This is a genomic window from Kineococcus aurantiacus, assembly GCF_013409345.1.
Classification (GTDB): Bacteria; Actinomycetota; Actinomycetes; order Actinomycetales; family Kineococcaceae; genus Kineococcus; species Kineococcus aurantiacus.
Genome location: NZ_JACCBB010000001.1, coordinates 1661707 through 1682682 on the forward strand (window position 1 = coordinate 1661707; position 20976 = coordinate 1682682).

General features: G+C 72.5%; 18 protein-coding genes and 1 tRNA gene. 6 read left to right on the forward strand and 13 right to left on the reverse strand.

Annotation, left to right across the window (positions count from 1 at the left end; translation table 11 throughout):
* Window positions 1–98: 98 nt before the first annotated feature.
* The 9 genes from BJ968_RS08015 to BJ968_RS08055 form a co-directional block, all read right to left on the reverse strand.
* Window positions 99–3980: a DNA-directed RNA polymerase subunit beta' gene (locus BJ968_RS08015; RefSeq protein ID WP_179750746.1), complete on the reverse strand. Its 3882-nt coding sequence runs from the start codon at window positions 3978–3980 to the stop codon at window positions 99–101.
* A gap of 123 nt (window positions 3981–4103) precedes the next feature.
* On the reverse strand, window positions 4104–7613 hold the full coding sequence (gene rpoB / locus BJ968_RS08020) for a DNA-directed RNA polymerase subunit beta (RefSeq protein ID WP_246314088.1): 3510 nt from the start codon (window positions 7611–7613) through the stop codon (window positions 4104–4106).
* 384 nt (window positions 7614–7997) lie between these two features.
* The gene (gene rplL / locus BJ968_RS08025) at window positions 7998–8381 is read right to left on the reverse strand and encodes a 50S ribosomal protein L7/L12 (protein ID WP_179750750.1); all 384 of its coding nucleotides are present in this window, start codon (window positions 8379–8381) and stop codon (window positions 7998–8000) included.
* Window positions 8382–8471: 90 nt separating this feature from the next.
* Window positions 8472–8999 (reverse strand): 50S ribosomal protein L10, encoded by a 528-nt coding sequence (gene rplJ, locus BJ968_RS08030; RefSeq protein WP_179750752.1) that lies wholly within the window; start codon window positions 8997–8999, stop codon window positions 8472–8474.
* 334 nt (window positions 9000–9333) lie between these two features.
* Window positions 9334–10050 carry a 50S ribosomal protein L1 gene (gene rplA / locus BJ968_RS08035; protein WP_179750754.1) on the reverse strand — a complete coding sequence of 239 codons (717 nt, stop codon included), beginning with the start codon at window positions 10048–10050 and terminating at the stop codon, window positions 9334–9336.
* Between the two features lie 77 nt (window positions 10051–10127).
* Window positions 10128–10559, reverse strand: a complete 432-nt coding sequence (rplK, locus tag BJ968_RS08040) for a 50S ribosomal protein L11 (protein ID WP_179750756.1) — start codon at window positions 10557–10559, stop codon at window positions 10128–10130.
* Between the two features lie 172 nt (window positions 10560–10731).
* On the reverse strand, window positions 10732–11649 hold the full coding sequence (gene nusG, locus BJ968_RS08045) for a transcription termination/antitermination protein NusG (protein WP_179750759.1): 918 nt from the start codon (window positions 11647–11649) through the stop codon (window positions 10732–10734).
* Between the two features lie 65 nt (window positions 11650–11714).
* The gene (secE, locus tag BJ968_RS24300) at window positions 11715–11948 is read right to left on the reverse strand and encodes a preprotein translocase subunit SecE (protein ID WP_179750761.1); all 234 of its coding nucleotides are present in this window, start codon (window positions 11946–11948) and stop codon (window positions 11715–11717) included.
* A gap of 75 nt (window positions 11949–12023) precedes the next feature.
* Window positions 12024–12096 (reverse strand) — tRNA-Trp (locus BJ968_RS08055).
* Between the two features lie 148 nt (window positions 12097–12244).
* On the opposite strand from BJ968_RS08055, the gene BJ968_RS08060 reads away from it, so the two are divergent.
* From BJ968_RS08060 to BJ968_RS08085, 6 genes are all read left to right on the forward strand, one after another.
* Window positions 12245–13483, forward strand: a complete 1239-nt coding sequence (locus BJ968_RS08060; protein ID WP_179750763.1) for a pyridoxal phosphate-dependent aminotransferase — start codon at window positions 12245–12247, stop codon at window positions 13481–13483.
* A gap of 44 nt (window positions 13484–13527) precedes the next feature.
* Window positions 13528–14754: an ATP-binding protein gene (locus tag BJ968_RS26460; protein ID WP_179750765.1), complete on the forward strand. Its 1227-nt coding sequence runs from the start codon at window positions 13528–13530 to the stop codon at window positions 14752–14754.
* On the forward strand, window positions 14751–15383 hold the full coding sequence (locus tag BJ968_RS08070; RefSeq protein ID WP_179750767.1) for a response regulator: 633 nt from the start codon (window positions 14751–14753) through the stop codon (window positions 15381–15383). The genes BJ968_RS26460 and BJ968_RS08070 overlap by 4 nt, the downstream gene beginning before the upstream one ends.
* A 64-nt stretch (window positions 15384–15447) precedes the next feature.
* A complete protein-coding gene (locus BJ968_RS08075) occupies window positions 15448–16500 on the forward strand; it encodes an adenosine deaminase (protein WP_179750770.1) in 1053 nt (350 codons plus the stop codon).
* A 41-nt stretch (window positions 16501–16541) separates the two neighbouring features.
* The gene (locus BJ968_RS08080) at window positions 16542–17450 is read left to right on the forward strand and encodes a hypothetical protein (protein WP_179750772.1); all 909 of its coding nucleotides are present in this window, start codon (window positions 16542–16544) and stop codon (window positions 17448–17450) included.
* Window positions 17447–17851, forward strand: a complete 405-nt coding sequence (locus BJ968_RS08085) for a GntR family transcriptional regulator (RefSeq protein WP_179750774.1) — start codon at window positions 17447–17449, stop codon at window positions 17849–17851. The genes BJ968_RS08080 and BJ968_RS08085 overlap by 4 nt, the downstream gene beginning before the upstream one ends.
* On the opposite strand, the gene BJ968_RS08090 is transcribed toward BJ968_RS08085, so the two are convergent.
* Genes BJ968_RS08090 through BJ968_RS08105 form a run of 4 tightly spaced genes read right to left on the reverse strand, consistent with a single transcriptional unit; the run spans window position 17817 to window position 20951 of the window.
* Window positions 17817–18875: a UDP-N-acetylmuramate dehydrogenase gene (locus tag BJ968_RS08090; RefSeq protein ID WP_179750776.1), complete on the reverse strand. Its 1059-nt coding sequence runs from the start codon at window positions 18873–18875 to the stop codon at window positions 17817–17819. The two genes, BJ968_RS08085 and BJ968_RS08090, sit on opposite strands and share 35 nt — an antisense overlap.
* On the reverse strand, window positions 18872–20080 hold the full coding sequence (locus BJ968_RS08095; RefSeq protein WP_179750778.1) for an MFS transporter: 1209 nt from the start codon (window positions 20078–20080) through the stop codon (window positions 18872–18874). The genes BJ968_RS08090 and BJ968_RS08095 overlap by 4 nt, the downstream gene beginning before the upstream one ends.
* Complete coding sequence (locus BJ968_RS08100) at window positions 20077–20493, reverse strand: MaoC/PaaZ C-terminal domain-containing protein (protein WP_179750780.1); 417 nt, start codon at window positions 20491–20493, stop codon at window positions 20077–20079. Before BJ968_RS08100 ends, BJ968_RS08095 begins: the two co-directional genes overlap by 4 nt.
* Window positions 20490–20951 carry an FAS1-like dehydratase domain-containing protein gene (locus tag BJ968_RS08105; protein ID WP_179750782.1) on the reverse strand — a complete coding sequence of 154 codons (462 nt, stop codon included), beginning with the start codon at window positions 20949–20951 and terminating at the stop codon, window positions 20490–20492. The genes BJ968_RS08100 and BJ968_RS08105 overlap by 4 nt, the downstream gene beginning before the upstream one ends.
* Between the last annotated feature and the right edge of the window lie 25 nt (window positions 20952–20976).

Genomic DNA, 20976 nt, shown 5'->3' on the forward strand with positions numbered 1-20976 from the left:
TGTTGAGTGGTCAAAACGAGCCCGTCGCGGTGGACGCGGGCCCGCGGACGGGCCGCCCCGCTCCCCCGCAGGGGGGCGGGACGGCCCGGATCGGCGGATCAGCGGTAGTCGCTGCTGCCGTAGTCGAACTCCTCGAGCGGCACGGCCTGGCCGGAGCCCACGCCGAACTGCGCGTAGTCCACGTCGTCGTAGCCGGGCACCGAGTACATCTGCGCCTTGGCCTCCTCGGTCGGCTCCACCCGGACGTTGCGGTAGCGGGGCAGCCCCGTACCGGCCGGGATGAGCTTGCCGATGATGACGTTCTCCTTGAGCCCGAGCAGCGGGTCGCTCTTGCCCTCCATGGCCGCGTTCGTCAGGACGCGGGTCGTCTCCTGGAAGGAGGCGGCGGACAGCCACGAGTCCGTCGCGAGCGACGCCTTCGTGATCCCCATGAGCTCGGGCCGGCCGGAGGACGGCTGCCCGCCCTCGGCCATGACCCGCCGGTTCTCCTCCTCGAAGCGCGCGCGCTCGACGAGTTCACCGGGCAGGAGCTCGGAGCCGTTCTGCTCGATGATCGTCACCCGCTTGAGCATCTGGCGGACGATGACCTCGATGTGCTTGTCGTGGATCGACACGCCCTGGGAGCGGTAGACCTCCTGCACCTCGTCGACCAGGTGCATCTGCACCCGGCGCGGGCCGAGGATGCGCAGCACCTGCTTGGGGTCGACGGCACCCTGGACGAGCTTCTGCCCGACCTCGACGTGCGTGCCGTCCTCCACCAGGAGGCGCTGACGGCGCGTGACGGGGTACTCGACCTCCTCCGCACCGTCGTCGGGGGTCACGACGATCTTGCGACCCTTGTCGGTCTCCTCGATCCGAGCGCGGCCGGCCACCTCGGAGATGGGCGCGTTCCCCTTCGGGGTCCGGGCCTCGAAGAGCTCGACCACGCGCGGCAGACCGTGCGTGATGTCACCCGACTCCGAGGCCGCACCACCGGTGTGGAACGTGCGCATCGTCAGCTGCGTGCCGGGCTCACCGATCGACTGGGCCGCGACGATGCCGACGGCCTCGCCGATGTCGACGAGCTTGCCGGAGGCCAGCGAGCGGCCGTAGCAGTGCGCGCAGGTCCCGACGCGCGACTCGCACGTCAGCACCGAGCGGACCTTGACGCTCTCCACGCCCTGGGCGACCAGGGCGTCGATGACCACGTCGCCGAGGTCAGCGCCGGCGGCCAGCACGACCTCGCCGTCGACGACCACATCGGTCGCCAGCGTGCGGGCGTAGACGCTGGTCTCGACGTCGTCGTGGCGGCGCAGGGTGCCGTCGGCACCCTTCTCCGCGATCGGCATCGACAGGCCGCGGCTGGTGCCGCAGTCCTCCTCGCGCACGATGACGTCCTGGGAGACGTCCACGAGACGACGGGTCAGGTACCCCGAGTCGGCGGTCCGCAGCGCGGTGTCCGCCAGACCCTTGCGGGCACCGTGCGTGGTGATGAAGAACTCACCCACGGTCAGGCCCTCGCGGAACGAGGCCTTGACCGGACGCGGGATGATCTCGCCCTTCGGGTTGGCCATGAGGCCGCGCATCCCGGCGAGCTGACGCATCTGCATCCAGTTGCCTCGCGCACCCGAGCTCACCATGCGGTTGATGGTGTTGTGCTTGGGCATGGCCGCCTCGAGGTCCTTGGCGACGTCGTTCGTGGCCTGCGTCCAGATCTCGATGAGCTCCTGACGGCGCTCGTCGTCGGTGATCAGACCACGCTCGTACTGCTGCTGGACCTTCTCGGCCTTGGCCTCGTAGGTCTCCAGGATCGCGAGCTTGTTCGGCGGCGCGACCACGTCGGCGATCGAGACGGTCGTGCCCGAGCGGGTGGCCCAGCGGAAGCCGGCCTCCTTCAGGGCGTCGAGGGCCGCCGCGACCTGGACCTTCGGGTACTTCTCGGCCAGCTCGTTGACGATCGCGGACAGGTGCTTCTTGTCCACGGCCGAGTTCACGTACCGGAAGTCGACCGGGAGCGTCTCGTTGAAGAGCGCGCGCCCCAGCGTGGTGTCGACCGTGAGGTCGTCCCCGGCGTTCCAGTCCTCGGGCAGCGTCCAGCCCTCGGCCGGCACGACACCCTGCAGGCGGATCTTCACCTTCGCGTTCAGGTGCAGCTGCCGCGCGTCGAACGCCATGATCGCCTCGGCCAGCGAGGAGAACTGACGGCCGACGCCCTCGACGTCGTCCCGGTCGGCGGTCAGGTGGTACAGACCGATGATCATGTCCTGGGTGGGCATGGTCACCGGACGGCCGTCCGCCGGCTTGAGGATGTTGTTCGAGGACAGCATGAGGATGCGGGCCTCGGCCTGCGCCTCGGCCGACAGCGGCACGTGCACGGCCATCTGGTCACCGTCGAAGTCCGCGTTGAAGGCGGTGCAGACGAGCGGGTGGATCTGGATGGCCTTGCCCTCGACCAGCTGCGGCTCGAAGGCCTGGATGCCCAGGCGGTGCAGCGTGGGCGCGCGGTTGAGCAGCACGGGGTGCTCGGTGATGACCTCGGACAGGACGTCCCAGACCACCGGGCGGGCGCGCTCGACCATGCGCTTGGCCGACTTGATGTTCTGCGCGTGCGACAGGTCGACGAGCCGCTTCATGACGAAGGGCTTGAACAGCTCCAGGGCCATCTGCTTGGGCAGACCGCACTGGTGCAGCTTCAGCTGCGGGCCGACGACGATGACCGAACGGCCCGAGTAGTCGACGCGCTTGCCGAGCAGGTTCTGGCGGAACCGGCCCTGCTTGCCCTTGAGCATGTCGGACAGCGACTTCAGCGGGCGGTTGCCCGGGCCCGTCACCGGCCGGCCGCGGCGGCCGTTGTCGAACAGCGCGTCGACGGCCTCCTGCAGCATGCGCTTCTCGTTGTTCACGATGATCTCGGGAGCCCCGAGGTCGAGGAGGCGCTTCAACCGGTTGTTGCGGTTGATGACGCGGCGGTACAGGTCGTTCAGGTCGGAGGTGGCGAAGCGGCCACCGTCGAGCTGGACCATCGGGCGCAGGTCCGGCGGGATGACCGGGACGCAGTCCAGGACCATGCCGTCGGGCGAGTTGCGCGTCGTCAGGAACGCCGAGACGACCTTGAGGCGCTTGAGCGCACGCGTCTTGCGCTGACCCTTGCCCGTGGCGATGGTCTCGCGCAGCGACTCTGCCTCGGCCTCCAGGTCGAAGCTCTGCAGGCGCTTCTGCAGCGCCGCCGCGCCCATGCCGCCCTCGAAGTACAGGCCGAAGCGCTCGCGCATGGCGCGGTAGAGCACCTCGTCACCCTCGAGGTCCTGGACCTTCAGGGTGCGGAAGCGGTCCCAGATCGTCGCCAGGCGGTCGATCTCGGTGTCCGCGCGACGGCGGATCTGCGCCATCTCCCGCTCGGCCGACTCGCGCACCTTGCGGCGCACGTCCGACTTGGCCCCCTCGGCCTCGAGCTCGGCGAGGTCGGTCTCCAGCGTCTTGGCGCGGGCCTCGACGTCGGCGTCGCGACGGTTCTCGACCTCGCGCTTCTCGACCTCGATCTGCGCCTCGAGCGAGGCGAAGTCGCGCTGGCGACCCTCCTCGTCGACCGAGGTGATCATGTAGGCGGCGAAGTAGATGACCTTCTCGAGGTCCTTCGGCGCCAGGTCCAGCAGGTAGCCCAGACGGCTGGGGACACCCTTGAAGTACCAGATGTGGGTGACGGGGGCGGCGAGCTCGATGTGCCCCATGCGCTCACGACGGACCTTGGCCCGCGTGACCTCGACACCGCAGCGCTCGCAGATGATGCCCTTGAAGCGGACGCGCTTGTACTTGCCGCAGTAGCACTCCCAGTCCCGGGTGGGACCGAAGATCTTCTCGCAGAAGAGCCCGTCCTTCTCCGGCTTCAGGGTGCGGTAGTTGATGGTCTCGGGCTTCTTGACCTCACCGTGCGACCACGTGCGGATGTCGTCCGCAGTGGCCAGCCCGATGCGCAGCTCGTCGAAGAAGTTGACGTCGAGCAACGTGATCTTCTTTCTCTAGGTTCTTCCGAGGTCTGACTGATCCGAGGGACCCCGTCGCGGGGCCCCGTTGTCCGTCCGGGCTCCGGCGGGGAGGGGAGAACCCCTCCCCCGCCGGAGGACCCGTCAGACCTCTTCGACGCTGCTCGGCTCGCGCCGGGCCAGGTCGATGCCCAGCTCCTCGGCCGCCCGGAAGACGTCCTCGTCGCTGTCGCGCATCTCGATGGCCATGCCGTCGGAGGAGAGGACCTCCACGTTCAGGCACAGCGACTGCATCTCCTTGATGAGCACCTTGAAGGACTCGGGGATGCCCGGCTCGGGGATGTTCTCGCCCTTGACGATCGCCTCGTAGACCTTCACGCGGCCCAGGACGTCGTCGGACTTGATCGTGAGCAGCTCCTGCAGGGCGTAGGCGGCGCCGTAGGCCTCCAGGGCCCAGACCTCCATCTCGCCGAAGCGCTGACCACCGAACTGCGCCTTACCACCGAGCGGCTGCTGGGTGATCATCGAGTACGGGCCGGTCGAGCGGGCGTGGATCTTGTCGTCGACCAGGTGGTGCAGCTTCAGGATGTACATGTAGCCGACCGAGACCGGATCCGGGAACGGCTCCCCGGAGCGGCCGTCGAACAGCCGCGCCTTGCCGTCGCCCTGGACGAGGCGGTCGCCGTCGCGCGTCTTGAGCGTCGAGCTCAGCAGACCCGTGATCTCCTCCTCGCGCGCACCGTCGAAGACGGGGGTCGCGATGCGGGAGCCGGCCGGCGCCGAGCGGATCTCCTCGGGGATGAGCTTCGCCCAGTCCGGCTGGCCCTCGATCTCCCAGCCGCGGCTGGCGATCCAGCCCAGGTGCAGCTCCAGGACCTGCCCGACGTTCATCCGGCTCGGCACGCCGAGCGGGTTGAGGATGACGTCGACCGGGGTCCCGTCCTCGAGGAACGGCATGTCCTCGACGGGCAGGATCTTGGAGATGACGCCCTTGTTGCCGTGACGGCCGGCGAGCTTGTCCCCGTCGGTGATCTTGCGCTTGTTCGCCACGTAGACGCGGACCAGCTGGTTCACGCCCGGGGGCAGCTCGTCGCCCTCGTCGCGGTCGAAGACCTTGACGCCGATGACGGTGCCGGTCTCGCCGTGGGGGACCTTCAGCGACGTGTCGCGGACCTCGCGGGCCTTCTCGCCGAAGATGGCGCGCAGCAGGCGCTCCTCCGGCGTCAGCTCGGTCTCGCCCTTGGGCGTGACCTTGCCGACGAGCAGGTCGCCGTCGCGGACCTCGGCGCCGATGCGGATGATCCCGCGCTCGTCGAGGTCGGCCAGCACCTCCTCGGCCACGTTCGGGATGTCCCGCGTGATCTCCTCGGGGCCCAGCTTGGTGTCGCGGGCGTCGACCTCGTGCTCCTCGATGTGGATCGAGGACAGGACGTCGTCCTGCACGAGGCGCTGCGACAGGATGATCGCGTCCTCGTAGTTGTGGCCCTCCCACGGCATGAAGGCGACCATCAGGTTGCGGCCCAGGGCCATCTCGCCACCGTCGGTGGACGGGCCGTCGGCGAGGACGGTGCCGACCTCGACGCGGGCGCCCTCGTCGATGACGACCTGCTGGTTGTAGGCGGTGCCGTGGTTGGAGCGGCGGAACTTGGCGACCTTGTAGGCCGACGTCGTGCCGTCGTCGTTGGACACGGTGATGAGGTCCGCGGAGACCTCCGTCGCCACACCGGGCTTGGTGGCCACGACCACGTCACCGGCGTCGACGGCGGCGCGGAACTCCATGCCGGTGCCGACGAGCGGGGCCTCGGTCTTGACCAGCGGCACGGCCTGGCGCTGCATGTTGGCGCCCATGAGCGCGCGGTTGGCGTCGTCGTGCTCGAGGAAGGGGATCATCGCGGTCGCGACGGAGACCATCTGCCGGGCGGCGACGTCCATGTAGTCGACGTCGGAGTTCGGGACGAACTCCGTCTCACCGCCCTTGGCGCGCACCAGGACGCGGGCCTCGGCGAACGAGCCGTCCGGGTTCAGCGGGGCGTTCGCCTGCGCGATGACGAAGGCGTCCTCCTCGTCGGCCGTCAGGTAGTCGACGTCGTCGGAGACCTTGCCGTCGACGATCTTCCGGTACGGCGTCTCGATGAAGCCGAACGGGTTGATCCGGCCGTACGAGGACAGCGACCCGATGAGGCCGATGTTCGGGCCCTCGGGGGTCTCGATCGGGCACATGCGGCCGTAGTGCGACGGGTGGACGTCGCGGACCTCCATGCCGGCCCGCTCACGGGACAGACCACCGGGACCCAGCGCCGACAGGCGGCGCTTGTGGGTCAGACCCGCGAGCGGGTTGGTCTGGTCCATGAACTGCGACAGCTGGCTCGTCCCGAAGAACTCCTTGATGGAGGCCACGACGGGGCGGATGTTGATCAGCGTCTGCGGCGTGATGGCCTCGACGTCCTGGGTCGTCATGCGCTCGCGCACGACGCGCTCCATCCGGGACAGGCCCGTGCGGACCTGGTTCTGGATGAGCTCGCCGACGCTGCGCAGGCGGCGGTTGCCGAAGTGGTCGATGTCGTCGACCTCGACGCGGACGTCGACCGGCTGGCCGTTCTTGACGCCCGGCATGGACGTCTCGCCGGCGTGCAGCTTCACGAGGAACTTGATGGTGGACACGATGTCGTCCACGGAGAGCACGCTGGCGTCCAGCGGCTCCTCCATGCCGAGCTTCTTGTTCACCTTGTAGCGGCCGACCTTGGCGAGGTCGTAGCGCTTGGGGTTGAAGTAGAGGTTGTCGAGCAGGTTGCGCGCGGCCTCCTGCGTCGGCGGCTCACCCGGGCGCAGCTTGCGGTAGATGTCCAGGAGGGCGTCCTCGACACCGGCGGTGTGGTCCTTCTCCAGGGTGGAGATCATCGACTCGTAGTCGGCGAACTCCTCGCGGATCTGGGACTCGCTCCAGCCCAGGGCCTTGAGCAGCACCGTGACGGACTGCTTGCGCTTGCGGTCGATGCGGACGCCGACGGTGTCGCGCTTGTCGATCTCGAACTCGAGCCAGGCGCCGCGGGACGGGATGATCTTGGCCGTCCACGTGTCGCGGTCGGACGTCTTGTCCGGGACGCGCTCGAAGTAGATGCCCGGCGAGCGGACCAGCTGCGACACCACGACGCGCTCGGTGCCGTTGATGACGAAGGTGCCGCGGTCGGTCATGAGCGGGAAGTCGCCCATGAAGACCGTCTGCGACTTGATCTCACCGGTGTTGCCGTTGATGAACTCCGCCGTGACGAACAGCGGGGCGGCGTAGGTGAGGTCGCGCTCCTTGCAGTCGTCCAGGGAGTACTTGGGCGGCTCGAACCGGTGGTCGCGGAACGACAGCGACATGGAGCCGGAGAAGTCCTCGATCGGGGAGATCTCCTCGAAGATCTCCTCCAGACCCGAGGTGGTCGGGACGGCGAGCCCACCGTTGGTGGAGGCCTCGACCCGGTCCTGCCAGCGCTTGTTCCCGAGCAGCCAGTCGAAGCTGTCGGTCTGCAGCGCGAGGAGGTCGGGGACCTCCAGCGGTTCGTGGATCTTGCCGAAGGAGTACCGTCCGGAGACGGTGCGCGGCGACTGGTTGCCGACGACGGTGGTGCCGGTGCTGTTCGGTGCGGACGCTGGACGCGAGGCAGCCAAGAGGGGTCCTTCCACGGGCCTGCGAACGTTGTGCGCTCCCCGTCCCACTCGGTCGTTCCCACGGCGACGACCGGCCATATGACAGTGGGCAGCGCAAAACAGCAGGTTACCCGCTACGGGCGCACCTGTCCAGCCCCCGGCTCGGAGAGCCTGGGCCGCGGACTCGGGACCGGGACGACGTCGTTGTCGGCGGGTCGGGAGTCGAGGACAACCGGTGATGAGGATGCTCCGCCGCGGCGGTCGCGTCAAGGCGACTCCCCGACCTGTGGACGCCGGGCTCCCCCGTCCGGCCCCCTCCGGACCCGCCCACGACGCCGCAGGGGCGGCCGGACGGGTGTCCGGCCGCCCCTGCGGCGAGCTGCCCCGGTCAGACCGGGGCGGCGATCACTTGAGCTCGACGGTGGCGCCGGCGCCCTCGAGCTGCGCCTTCGCCTTCTCGGCGGTCTCCTTGTTGACCTTCTCGAGGACGGGCTTGGGGGCGCCGTCGACGAGGTCCTTGGCCTCCTTGAGGCCGAGGGAGGTCAGCGCGCGGACCTCCTTGATGACGCCGATCTTCTTGTCGCCGGCGGCGGTCAGGACGACGTCGAACTCGTCCTTCTCGTCCTCGACCGGAGCGGCCGCGCCGGGGACACCGGCGGCGGCGACGGCCACGGGGGCCGCGGCGGTGACGTCGAAGACCTCTTCGAACTGCTTCACGAACTCGGAGAGCTCGATCAGGGTCAGTTCCTTGAACGCGTCGATGAGCTCTTCGGTGCTGAGCTTCGCCATGGTGGCGGTCCTTCCTGTGCTGGGGTGATCCGCAGGTGGGCGCCTGCGGGCGGGTGGTGTGGTCGGTGCGGAGCCGCGCTGATCCGGGGATCAGGCAGCTTCGGCGCCGGCCTGCTTCTCCCGCAACGCTTCCACGGTGCGGACGGTCTTCGACAGCGGCGCCTGGAACAGGGCCGCGGCCTTGGACTGGGACGCCTTGAGGACGCCGGCGACCTTGGCCAGGAGGACCTCGCGGGACTCCAGGTCGGCCAGGGCCGTGACCTCTTCGGCGCTGATCGCACGGCCGTCGAGCATGCCGCTCTTGACGATCAGCTGGGGGTTGGCCTTCGCGAAGTCACGCAGACCCTTGGCCGCCTCGACCGGGTCACCGGTGATGAAGGCGATCGCGGAGGGGCCGGACAGCTTCCCCTCGAAAGCCGTGACGCCGGCTTCCTTCGCAGCGATGCTGGTCAGCGTGTTCTTGAGGACCGCGTAGGTCGTGTCAGGACCCAGCGCCTTGCGCAGGTTGGTGATCTGCGCAACGGACAACCCCCGGTACTCGGTGAGCACGGCGGCGTTGGACGCCTCGAACAGGGCCGTGATCTCCTTCACGGCCGCGATGTTCCTGGGTTTCGGCACGAGTGCCCTCCTTCCTTCGTCTCGGGGGGCCGGTCAGGCCCTGGACGCACGGAACGCCCCGGCGCAGGCGCGGCACGGGGCGTCGAAGGTCTGGCTCTCGATGCTCTTGCTCACCTGCGCAGGTCGCCCGTGTGCACGGGACCTTCTGCCGCCCCCGGGAGGAGACGGCGACCGGCGGTCTTCGGTACTCGTCAAGGGTACACGCCGTCACGGGGTGCTGCCGCCACGCGCGGGGCGGCCGGCGCCCCGCGGGGGCGCGGGAGCCCGCCGGCACGCCGCAGGGGCGGGACCCCTCCCGGGATCCCGCCCCTGCGGGTCGTGCTCGTGCGCCGGGTCAGGCGCTGGTGGCCTCGCTGGTCAGACCGCGGGTCAGCGCCGGGTCCACCGGGACGCCCGGGCCCATCGTCGTGGTGATCGTGGCCTTCTTCAGGTAACGACCCTTGGACGACGACGGCTTCAGGCGCAGCACCTCGTCGAGGGCGGCGGCGTAGTTCTCGACGAGCTGGTCGTCACTGAAGGACGCCTTGCCGATGATGAAGTGCAGGTTGGCGTGCTTGTCGGTGCGGAACTCGATCTTCCCGCCCTTGATCTCCGTGACGGCCTTGGCGACGTCCATGGTCACGGTGCCGGTCTTCGGGTTCGGCATGAGGCCACGGGGGCCCAGCACCTTGCCCAGACGGCCGACCTTGCCCATGAGGTCCGGGGTCGCCACGGCGGCGTCGAAGTCGAGACGGCCCTTGGCCACCTCGTCGATGAGCTCGTCGCCACCGACGATGTCGGCGCCGGCGGCCTCGGCCTGGGCGGCGCGGTCACCGACGGCGAAGACCAGCACGCGGGCGGTCTTGCCGGTGCCGTGCGGGAGGTTGACCGTGCCGCGGACCATCTGGTCGGCCTTGCGGGGGTCGACGCCGAGGCGGAAGGCCACCTCGACGGTCGCGTCGTACTTCACGGTCGAGGTCTCGCGCGCCAGCTTCACGGCGTCGAGAGGGGCGTACAGCTCGTCGGCGTCGATCTTCTCGACGGCGGCGCGGTAGGCCTTGCTGCGCTTCACTGCTTCTCCTTCGTGCGGGGAGGTCGTGGTCGGACGGGCCGCGCGGGCCCTGCCACTGGGACCGGCCGAGCGGGTGCTCAGTCGGAGACGGTGATGCCCATGGAGCGGGCGGTGCCGGCGATGATCCGCGCGGCCATGTCGACGTCCTTGGCGTTGAGGTCCTGGAGCTTCTGCTCGGCGATCTCGCGGACCTGGGCCTGGGTCAGGTTGGCGACCTTCTTCACGTGGGGCTCGCCGGAGCCCTTCTCCACGCCCGCGGCCTTCTTGATGAGCTCGGCGGCCGGCGGGGTCTTGGTGATGAAGGTGAACGAGCGGTCCTCGTAGACCGTGATCTCGACCGGGATGACGTTGCCGCGCTGGGCCTCGGTCTGCGCGTTGTACGCCTTGCAGAACTCCATGATGTTCACGCCGTGCTGACCGAGCGCGGGGCCGATCGGCGGGGCCGGGGTCGCCTGACCGGCCTTGATCTGGAGCTTGATGAGACCGGCGACCTTCTTCTTGGGGGGCATGCGCCATCCCTTTCGCTTCGACGTGAACGGCCCTTCGGTGCCCGCGGTTCGGGCGACGAGTGGTTGGAGGCCGTCGTCCAGTCTACGGCCGCGGCTCGCAGGCCCGAAATCGGCGACGACAGGACCCCCTGACCCGTTGCGGGTCAGGGGGTCCTGGGAGAGCGCGGAGGCGTCAGATCTTGGCGACCTGGTTGAAGTTGAGCTCGACGGGCGTCTCGCGGCCGAAGATCGAGACGAGCACGGTGAGCTTCTGCCGGTCGGCGGAGATCTCCGAGATAGTCGCCGGGAGGGTCTCGAAGGGGCCCTCCATGACCGTGACGGACTCGCCGACCTCGAAGTCCACGACCCGGGCCGGGGCGGCCGTCGCCGTGCCGCCCGAGGCGGCCTTCTCGCCGGCCTTGGCGGGCTTGGGCGTCAGCGTCGGGGCCAGCATCGAGAAGATCTCGTCCTGCGACAGCGGGACCGGCTGGTGGGTGTTGCCGACGAAGCCGGTGACCCCCGGGGTGTGCCGCACGGCGCCCCACGACTCGTCGGTCAGGTCCATGCGGACCAGGACGTAGCCGGGGATGCGGACGCGGCGGACGTTCTTGCGCTGGCCGTTCTTGACCTCGACGACCTCCTCCATGGGCACCTCGACCTGGAAGATGTAGTCCTCCATGTTGAGGGACGTCATGCGCGTCTCGAGGTTGGTCTTCACGCGGTTCTCGTACCCGGCGTAGGAGTGGATGACGAACCACTCACCGGGCTGGCGGCGCAGCTTCTTGCGGAACTCCTCGGCCTCGTCGAGGTCACCCTCGCCGGGGTCCAGGGCCTCGCGCTCGGGGGCGTCCCCGTCCTCGGCAGCCTCACCAGCGTCGTCGGCCGCGGCGTCGTCGGCCACGAGGGGCTCGTCGACGTCGGCGGCCTCCTCGCCCTCGGGCGCGCCCAGGACGTCGCCGACGGGCGTGCCGGCGGTGTCAGCGGCCTGCTCGTCGGCGGCCTCGGCGTCCGCCTCGACGTCGTCACGGACGTCGTCGGCGTCGTAGGACCGGGTCGCGACGAACTGCTCGTCCGACTGGTCGTCGTCCGAGGGACCCCACTGCTCCGACACGTGCTGACCTGCTTCCTTCAGTATCCGGGACACACGCGCACCGGACTGGTGCGCACCGACGCTCGTCAGGACCCGAACACCAGCAGGATGAGCTTGCCGATGCCGTAGTCCAGCAAGGAGACGAAGAGCATCATCACGACGACGAAGACGAGGACGACGCCGGTGTAGCTGAGCAGCTGGCGCCGGCCGGGCCAGACGACCTTGCGCAGCTCCTCGATGACCTGGCGCAGGAACAGCAGCAGGCCGGTGCGCTTCCTGGCCTCGGCGGGCTGCGCCGCGGCCTTCGTCGTCTGGCTCACCTCGGGCTGCCCCGCTTCTGTTGCTCGCCGTCTACGGACGTGCGCCGGGTGTCCCCGGAACACGGGTGGTGCTCGCAGGGCAGGAGGGACTCGAACCCACAACCGCCGGTTTTGGAGACCGGTGCGCTACCAATTGCGCCACTGCCCTTCACACGGCTCGGCCACCCCGGCGGGGTGTGCTCCACCACGTGCTTCAACGCTGGCGGTGCGAGGACCGCCAGCGACCACCATAGGTGACGGGAGGGGCGGGAGTCGAACCAGTGCGCCGGAGCGGGTCGGCGGGGCGGGGTGGAAGGATGACCTTCGTGACCGCGCAGACGAGTCCCCAGACCTCCCGCGACCGCCTCTCCGCCCGCGTCGCGGGCATCGCCGAGTCGGCGACCCTGGCGGTGGACGCGAAGGCGAAGGCGCTGAAGGCCGCCGGCCGCCCGGTCATCGGCTTCGGCGCGGGCGAGCCGGACTTCCCCACGCCGCAGGAGATCGTCGACGCCGCCGTCGCCGCCTGCCAGGACCCCGCCAACCACCGCTACACCCCCGCGGCCGGGCTGCCCGCCCTCAGGGAGGCCATCGCCGCGAAGACGCTGCGCGACAGCGGGTACGAGGTCTCCCCCGGCCAGGTGCTGGTGACCAACGGCGGCAAGCAGGCCGTCTACGAGGCCTTCGCGGCGATCCTGGACACCGGCGACGAGCTGCTGCTGCCGGCCCCCTACTGGACGACCTACCCCGAGGCCGTGCGGCTGGCCGGCGGCGTCGCCGTCGAGGTGTTCGCCGGGCTCGACCAGGGCTACAAGGTGACCGTCGACCAGCTCGAGGCCGCGCGCACGCCGCGCACCAAGGCCCTGCTGCTCAACTCCCCCTCCAACCCCACCGGCGCCGTGTACTCCCCCGAGGAGGTCCGGGCGATCGGGCAGTGGGCGCTGGAGCACGGCGTCTGGGTCGTCACCGACGAGATCTACGAGCACCTGGTGTACGACGGCGTGCGGGCCGCCCCCGTCGTCGCGGAGGTGCCCGAGCTCGCCGACACGACGATCGTCCTCAACGGCGTCGCCAAGACCTACGCCATGACGGGCTGGCGGGTGGGCTGGATGATCGCCCCGGCCGACGTGGTCAAGGGCGCGGCCAACCTGCAGTCGCACCTGACCTCCAACGTCGCCAACGTCTCCCAGCGCGCGGCCGTGCAGGCCCTCACGGGCGACCTGACCGCCGTCGTGCGCATGCGCGAGGCCTTCGACCGGCGCCGGCGGCTGATGGTCTCGATGCTCGACGCGATCGAGGGCGTCCGGTGCCCGCTGCCGCAGGGGGCGTTCTACGCCTACCCCAGCGTCGAGGAGCTCATCGGGAAGTCGCTGCGCGGGCGCGAGATCACCTCCTCGGCCGTGCTGGCCGAGCTGGTCCTCACCGAGGCCGAGGTGGCCGTCGTCCCCGGCGAGGCGTTCGGCCCCAGCGGGTTCCTGCGCCTGTCCTACGCCCTGGCCGACGCCGACCTGGTGACCGGCGTGGAGCGGGTCCAGCAGCTGCTCGCCGAGGTGCGCTGACCCGCACCCCCGCCCGCGGGGCCCGGACGCGGCACCATGTGGACGTGCGCACCCGCACCCGCCCCGCACGCTGGAGCCCCGGCACGCCCGCCGGGGCCACCTCGTGGTGGGTCCGCAGCATCCCCGGCTGGCACGCGGCGTTCGCGGCGTTCGTGCTCATCGCCGCCGTCGTCCTCGTCCTCTCGCACGACCCCCGGCGCGCCGGGGCCGCCGCGGCCCTCGCCGCGGTCGTGCTGGCCTACGCCCTCCTGGGGGTCCCCGGGGCGCGGGCGCGCGACCGCCGCGCACGTGCCTACCTCGGGGTCGAGGTCGTGGCGCTGGGGGCGGCCCTGGCGTGCGCGCCGGAGCTGGACTTCCTGCTCTTCATGGCCTTCCCGCAGGCGTGGTTCTTCACCGACTCCCGCCGGGAGGGGTGCGCGTGGACGGCCGCGACGGCCGTGGCCGGCCTGGTCGGCCTCTCGGCCGGCCACGGGCGCAGCGCCGAGACCCTGGACGTCGCCGTCTCGATGCTGGTGTCGGTGGCCTTCACCTGCACCCTGGGGCTCTGGATCTCGCGGGTGGTGGCGCAGAGCGCCGAGCGCGCCGAGCTGATCGCCGAGCTGGAGAGCACCCGCTCGGAGCTGGCCGCCGCCCACCACCAGGCGGGGGTCGCCACCGAACGGGCCCGGCTGGCGGCCGACATCCACGACACCCTCGCCCAGGGCTTCACGGGCATCGTGCTGCTGGCCCAGACGGCGGCCGCGGCCGCCGAGGAGCCCACCCGCGGGCAGCTGAGCGTCATCGAGGACGCCGCCCGCGCCGGGCTGGCGCAGGCCCGGACGCTGGTGGCGGCCCTGAGCCCCGTGGAGCTGGAGGGGCCCGGTGCGCTGGCCGGGGCGCTGCACCGGCTGGCCGAGCGGGTCTCCCGGGAGAGCGGCGTCGACGTCGGGGTCGTCGTGACCGGCGCCGACCCCGCGGCCCTGCCGAAGGCGCAGCAGGTGGTGCTGCTGCGGGCCGCCCAGGAGGCGCTGGGCAACGTCCGCAAGCACGCCGGGGCGCGCAGCGCGCACGTCGTCCTGCGGACCGACGGCACGACGGCGACGCTGGAGGTCCGCGACGACGGGGTGGGCATCGCCCCCGCCGACGTCAGCGGGGCCAGCGGGTTCGGCCTGGCCGGGATGCGGCGACGCGTCGAGGAGGCCGGCGGGGTGTTCGAGGTCGCCGGCGCGCCCGGCAGCGGGACCCGGCTGCGGATCGCGGTGCCGTGGGGACCGGCGGAGACGGACGCGTGAGCACCCGGGTCCTGGTCGTCGACGACCACCCCGTCGTGCGCCGCGGGCTCGAGGGCCTGCTGGCCACGACCGACGACCTGGAGGTCGTCGGGACGGCCGGGGACGGCCACGAGGCGGTCGAGCAGGTCCGCCGGCTGCTGCCCGACGTGGTCCTCATGGACCTGCGGATGCCCGGCGGGGACGGGGCCGCGGCCACCGGGCGCATCCGCCGGGAGCACCCGTCGGTGCACGTCCTGGTCCTGACGACCTACGAGACCGACGCCGACATCGTGCGGGCCGTGGAGGCGGGCGCCACGGGGTACCTGCTGAAGGACACCCCGCTGGCCCAGCTGGCCGACGCCGTGCGGGCCGCGGCGCGGGGGGAGACGGTGCTGGCCCCGCCGGTGGCGGCCCGGCTGATGGCCCGCCTGCGCGCCACCGCCCAGGAGACGCTGACGCGCCGGGAGCTGGAGGTGCTCGCGGCCGTCGCGCGCGGGGCGACGAACGCCGAGGTCGGCCGGGAGCTGTTCATCGGGGAGGCCACGGTCAAGACCCACCTGCTGCGGGCCTTCGCCAAGCTGGGGGTGGACGACCGCACGCACGCCGTGACGGTGGCCATCCAGCGCGGGCTGCTGCCGCCGCCGTCCTGAGCCGGCGCTCCCCGGTCCCCGGGGACAGGGCACCGCACGCGGTGTCCTGGCAGACTCACGGAGCGTGACGCGACCGGTCGAGACGCTCCCGAAGGCCCACCTGCACCTGCACTTCACGGGCTCGATGCGCCCCGGCACGCTGCTCGAGCTCGCCGACCGCCACGGCACGCGGCTGCCCGCGACGCTGAGCTCGCAGACCATGGTCACGCTGTCGCCGGACGAGCGCGGCTGGTTCCGCTTCCAGCGGCTCTACGACGCCGCCCGGGCCTGCGTGCGCACGGCCGACGACATGCGGCGCATCGTCCTGGAGGCGGCGGCCGACGACGCCGCGGAGGGGTCGCGCTGGCTGGAGCTGCAGGTCGACCCGACGTCCTACGCGGTGCACGTCGGCGGTCTGACCCCGGCCCTGGAGATCGTCCTGCAGGCGGCCCGGGACGCCAGCGCGCTCACCGGGACCACGGTCGCCGTCGTCGTGGCCGCCAGCCGGGTCCGGCACCCCCTGGACGCCCGCACGCTGGCCCGCCTGGCCGCCCGGTACGCCGGGGAGGGCGCCGGGGCCGTCGTCGGGTTCGGGCTGTCCAACGACGAGCGGCGCGGGGACACCGCTGAGTTCGCCGGGGCCTTCGACATCGCGCGCGCCGCGGGCCTGGCTTGCGTGCCCCACTCCGGGGAGCTGCTGGGCCCGGCCCACGTCGATGCGACGCTGCAGGCCCTGCGCCCGGACCGCCTCGGGCACGGCGTGCGCAGCGGCGAGGACCCCGCCGTGCTCGACCGCCTCGTCCGGGGCGGTGTCGCGCTGGAGGTGTGCCCCACGAGCAACGTGTCCCTCGGCGTCTACCCCGACCTGGCGCGGGTCCCGCTGCGGCGGCTGGTGTCGGCGGGGGCGACGGTGGCCCTGGGCGCCGACGACCCCCTGCTGTTCGGGCCGCGGCTGGCGGCGCAGTACCGCAGCGCGCGGGAGGACCACGGGTTCGACGACGCCGGGCTCGCGGCGCTCGCGAAGGCGTCGGTCAGCGCCTCCCGGGCCCCGGAGGCGGTCAAGCGGGAGCTGCACGCCGCGGTGGACGACTGGCTGGCGCTGCCGGCCGAGGACGGGACACGGGCCCTCGCGGTGTGATTGACTCAATGAGTTGATTCATTGATCCTCGGGAGGCCGACGTGTCCGGACCCGCTGTCGTCGTGCTGCCGTTGACCCTGTTCCTGCTCGCCGGGTCCGTCGTCGGCCTCGTGCTGCTCGCCCGCAGGGTCCCCTCGGCCGAGCTGACGGTCCCCGTCGTACGGGCCCGGCGCCGGGGGGCCGCGGTCGCCGGCCTCGCGGTCGTGCTGGCCGTGGCCCTGCCCCTGCTGGCGGTCTCGGCGCTCGGCACCGGCCTGCGGCAGGGCCAGCTCATCGCCGTGGCCCCGCTCGCGGGGGCCGCCGTGCACGCCGCGGTGCTGCTCGTCGGGGAGCTGAGCTGGCCGCGGCCGGCGCAGCGGGTGCGCTCGGCGCGGCTGGCGGTGCGCACCGTCCGCCAGGACGCCCCCCGGGGGATGGTCGTGCTGTTCCTGCTCTCCTGCGGGCTCCTCTGGGCGACGTGCCTGGCGGGGACCGTGCTCAGCGACGACTCCGGCCGGGCGATCTCCGCGCCCGGCGGCGGCGGCAGCGCCAGCCCCTTCCCCGGGCCGTTCTACGCCGCACCGACCGCTCTGGCCGCGGCGCTCGCCGCCGCCCTCACGTGGTGGGTGCTGCTGCGCGTCCCCCGGCGCCCCGCGGTGGCCGGGGCCGACGCGCGGACGGACGGGTCGCTGCGCCGGGCCGCCGCCCACCGGGCCCTGCGCTTCTCGACCGCCGCGGTCCTCGGCACCACGGGGGCCCTGCTCTTCCTGGGGGGGACGACCGCGCACGGCGTCGGCGGCCGCAGCGGCGTGCAGGTGGGCGGCACGACCGTCTGGACGGACGCCGTCGGCCCCGTCTGGAACGGGTTCGCCGCGGGGTTCGCGGTCCTCGGCGGCCTGCTCGCCCTGCTCGCCCTCGCCGTCCTGCTCGTCCCCGCCCGCGGGGTCGGCCGTCCGGAGGTGGCCCGGTGAGCGAGCTGCGCGTCGTCGTCGACACCCGCTCCGCCGTCCCCGCCTACGAGCAGCTGCGTGAGCAGGTCACGGCGCTGGTCACCACCGGCGCGCTGGCCGAGGGTGACCGCCTGCCCGCGGCCCGGGCGCTGGCCGCCGACCTCGGCCTGGCCGTCGGCACGGTCCAGCGCGCCTACCGGGAGCTGGAGCTCGCCGGCACCGTCGTCTCCCGGCGGCGCACCGGGACGGTCGTCGCGGCCCGGGTCAGCGTCGAGGAGGACGTGCGCTGGGCGGCCGAGGGCTTCGTGGAGCGCGCCCTGAGCTCGGGGCTGTCCCCCGACCAGGCGCTCGACGTCGTGCGGGCGGCGCTGGAGAGCGTGGGCCGGACTAGAGAGTCGCCCCGACGAGCACCGGCTCGTTGACGAGCCGGACGCCGAACTCCCGCTCCACGCCGTCGACGACGCTGCGGGCCAGGGCCAGCAGGTCCGCGGCGCGCGCGTCGCCGCGGTTGGTCAGGGCCAGGGTGTGCTTGGTGGACAGCGTCGCCGGGCCCGGCGCGCCGTACCCCTTGCCGAAGCCGGCGCGGTCGATGAGCCACGCCGCGGACGTCTTGACGAGCCCATCCCCGGCGGGGAAGCGCGGGGCGTCGGCGGGCAGCCGCGCGGCGTCGTCCACGCTCAGCACGGGGTTGGTGAAGAACGAGCCGGCGCTCCACGTGTCGTGGTCGCTGCGGTCGGCCGGGTCCCAGACCATGCCCTTGCTCGCGCGCAGCTCCAGGACGGCCGCGCGGACCTCGCGCGCCGGGGCGACCGCGCCGACCTCGACGCCCAGGCGCCGGGCGAGCTCGGGGTAGCGGACCGGCGGGGTGCGCAGCGGGAACTGGAACGTCACGTCGAGCACGACGTACCGGCTCTCGGGGTGCGGGCCGGCCAGCGCCACGCGCGAGGTCTTCAGCAGCGACGTGCGGTAGCCGAAGGCCAGCTCGGCGGCCACGAACGTCCGCTGCCGCCGCTCGACGCGGTCCCAGGTGCGGACGGTCTCGACCGTCTGGGCGACCTCCTGGCCGTAGGCGCCGACGTTCTGCACGGGGGTGGCCCCGACGCTGCCGGGGATGCCGGACAGCGCCTCCACCCCGCCCCAGCCGCGCTCGACGGCCACCGCGACGAAGTCGTCGAAGCGGTGCCCGGCCGCGGCCGTCACCACGCCCCCGCCGCAGGCGTCCTCGGAGGACACCCGCAGGCCCTGCGTGGCGACGTGCACGACGGTGCCGGCGAAGCCCTCGTCGGCCACGAGCAGGTTCGAGCCGCCCGCGACGAGCAGCAGGGGCTCCCCCGCGGCGTCGGCGGCGGAGACGGCCTCGACGAGCTCGGCCTCGGAGCGGGCCTCGACGAGGCGGGTGGCGGGGCCACCGACGCGCAGGGTGGTCAGGTCGGCCAGGGAGGTCACGAGGACACCTTGCCCCGGCCGAGCTCCACACCCGCGTGGTGGGGGGCCGCCGCGCCCGAGACGGCGAGCGCGAGGGCCGACATGACCGCGGCCGCCGTGACGGCGTCCAGGACGCCGACGTGGTCGGCGAGGAAGCCCAGGACCGGCGGCCCGGCGAGGAAGGCGGTGTAGCCGACGGAGGAGACGACGCTGACGCGGACGGCCGCGTTGACCTCCTCGTCGGCCGCGGCGGTCATGCCCACGGGGAACCCCAGGGCGGCCCCGACCCCCCACAGCGCGGCGCCGGCGACGGCCCCGACCACCGAGGGCGACAGGACGAAGACGAGGACCCCCACGACGGCGAGGGCGGCGCAGGCGCGCAGCACGGCCACGCGCGGCCACCGCGCCAGCACGACCGGACCCAGCAGGCGGCCCACCGTCATGCAGGTCACGAAGACCGCGAACCCGGCGACCCCCACGGAGTGGCTGACGCCGTGCCCGTCGACCAGCCCGACGGCGAGCCAGTCGTTGGCGGTGCCCTCGACGAAGGCCATCCCCAGGACCATGACGCCGATGAGCAGCGTCCGGGGCTCGGTCCAGGCCCGGCGCAGCGGGATCCCGCCGCGGGAGGCCTGCTCGGACGGCGCCTCGTCGGGCAGGAAGGCCCGGGTGGCGACGAGCGCCCCGCCCAGGGCGAGCGCGGCCGCGGCCAGCAGGTGGGCCCACGTGGGCACCCCGACGGCGAGCAGCCCCACGCCCACGCCCGCGGCCACGACGGTGCCGAAGCTGTACCCGGCGTGGAAGCGGGACATGATCGCCCGGTCCAGCCGGCGTTCGACGACGGTGCCCTCGACGTTCATGGCGACGTCCCAGCTGGCCGTCCCCGCGCCCTGGAGCAGCAGGCCCAGGGCGGCCAGCGGCGCGCTGCGCAGCCCGTCGACGGCGAGGGCGACCAGGGACGTCCCCAGGGCCACGGTCGCCGCGCCGGCCAGGACGGTGCGGGAGCGGCCGATGCGCAGGACGACGGCCCCCGCCAGCGGCATCGCCACGACGGAGCCGACGGACAGGGCCAGCAGCAGCAGACTGAGGCGGCCGGGGCTCAGGCCGAGGGTGTCGCGCACCGAGGGGATGCGGGAGACCCAGCAGGCGAAGGTGAAGCCGTTGAGCACGAAGGCCGCGTAGACGGCCGTCCTCGCGCGCAGGGCTGCGGGCGAGGGGGCGCTCACGTGAGCCCGACGACCGCTCGGGCGCGGGTGAGGACCTTGGCGCCGGCGCTGGTGACGGTGAGGTCGACCTCGGCGGTGCCGGCGGCGGGGTCGAGGGCCACGACCGTGCCGGTGACCTCGACGACCGCGGGGGCGTCGGCGGGCACGACGACGGGGGCGGTGAACTTCGTGCCGAAGGACAGGACCCGGGTCGGGTCGCCCGCCCAGTCGGCGACGACGGTGCCGGCCAGGCCCATGGTCAGCATCCCGTGGGCGATGACGTCGGGCAGGCCCACGGACCGCGCGGTCGCCTCGTCGAGGTGGATGGGGTTGCGGTCCCCCGAGGCCTCGGCGTACGCGGCGAGGTCCTCGCGGGAGAGCTCGTAGCGGGCCAGGGGCAGCTCGGTGCCGACCTGCACGTCCTCCACGCTCACGCCTCCTCCTCCGCGCGCACCACGAGCGTCGACGTCACGGTCGTCACCGGGGTGCCGTCGGTCAGGGTGAGCTCGGTGCGGGTGGTCACCATGGCGTTGCCGCGCACGACGCGGACGCGGTCGACGTGGACCTCGGCGGCCAGCTCGTCGCCGGCGACGACCGGGCGGTGGTGGGTGAACCGCTCCTCGCCGTGCACGACGCGGGAGAAGTCGATGCCGGCGGCCGGGTCGGTGATGAACTGCGCCTCGGCGGCCTGGGCCAGCGTGACCGCGAAGGTGGGCGGGGCCACGACGTCGCGGTGCCCGAGCGCGCGGGCGGCCTCGGCGTCGTGGTGGCTGGGGTGGGCCGCCCGCACGGCCCGGGCGAAGGCCCGGACCGCGTCGGCGGTCACCGTGGTCGTGCCGTTCGGGGGGTAGACGCGCCCGGTGAAGGACTCGTCGACGCTGACGGTCGTCACAGCGGTGCGGTCTCCCCGATCGGGA

Coding starts and splice junctions, on each gene's coding strand:
- rplL (WP_179750750.1), bottom strand. CDS start 8,381: ATGGCGAAGCTCAGCACCGAAGAGCTCATCGACGCGTTCAAGGAACTG.
- rplK (WP_179750756.1), bottom strand. CDS start 10,559: ATGCCCCCCAAGAAGAAGGTCGCCGGTCTCATCAAGCTCCAGATCAAG.
- BJ968_RS08060 (WP_179750763.1), top strand. CDS start 12,245: ATGACCTTCGTGACCGCGCAGACGAGTCCCCAGACCTCCCGCGACCGC.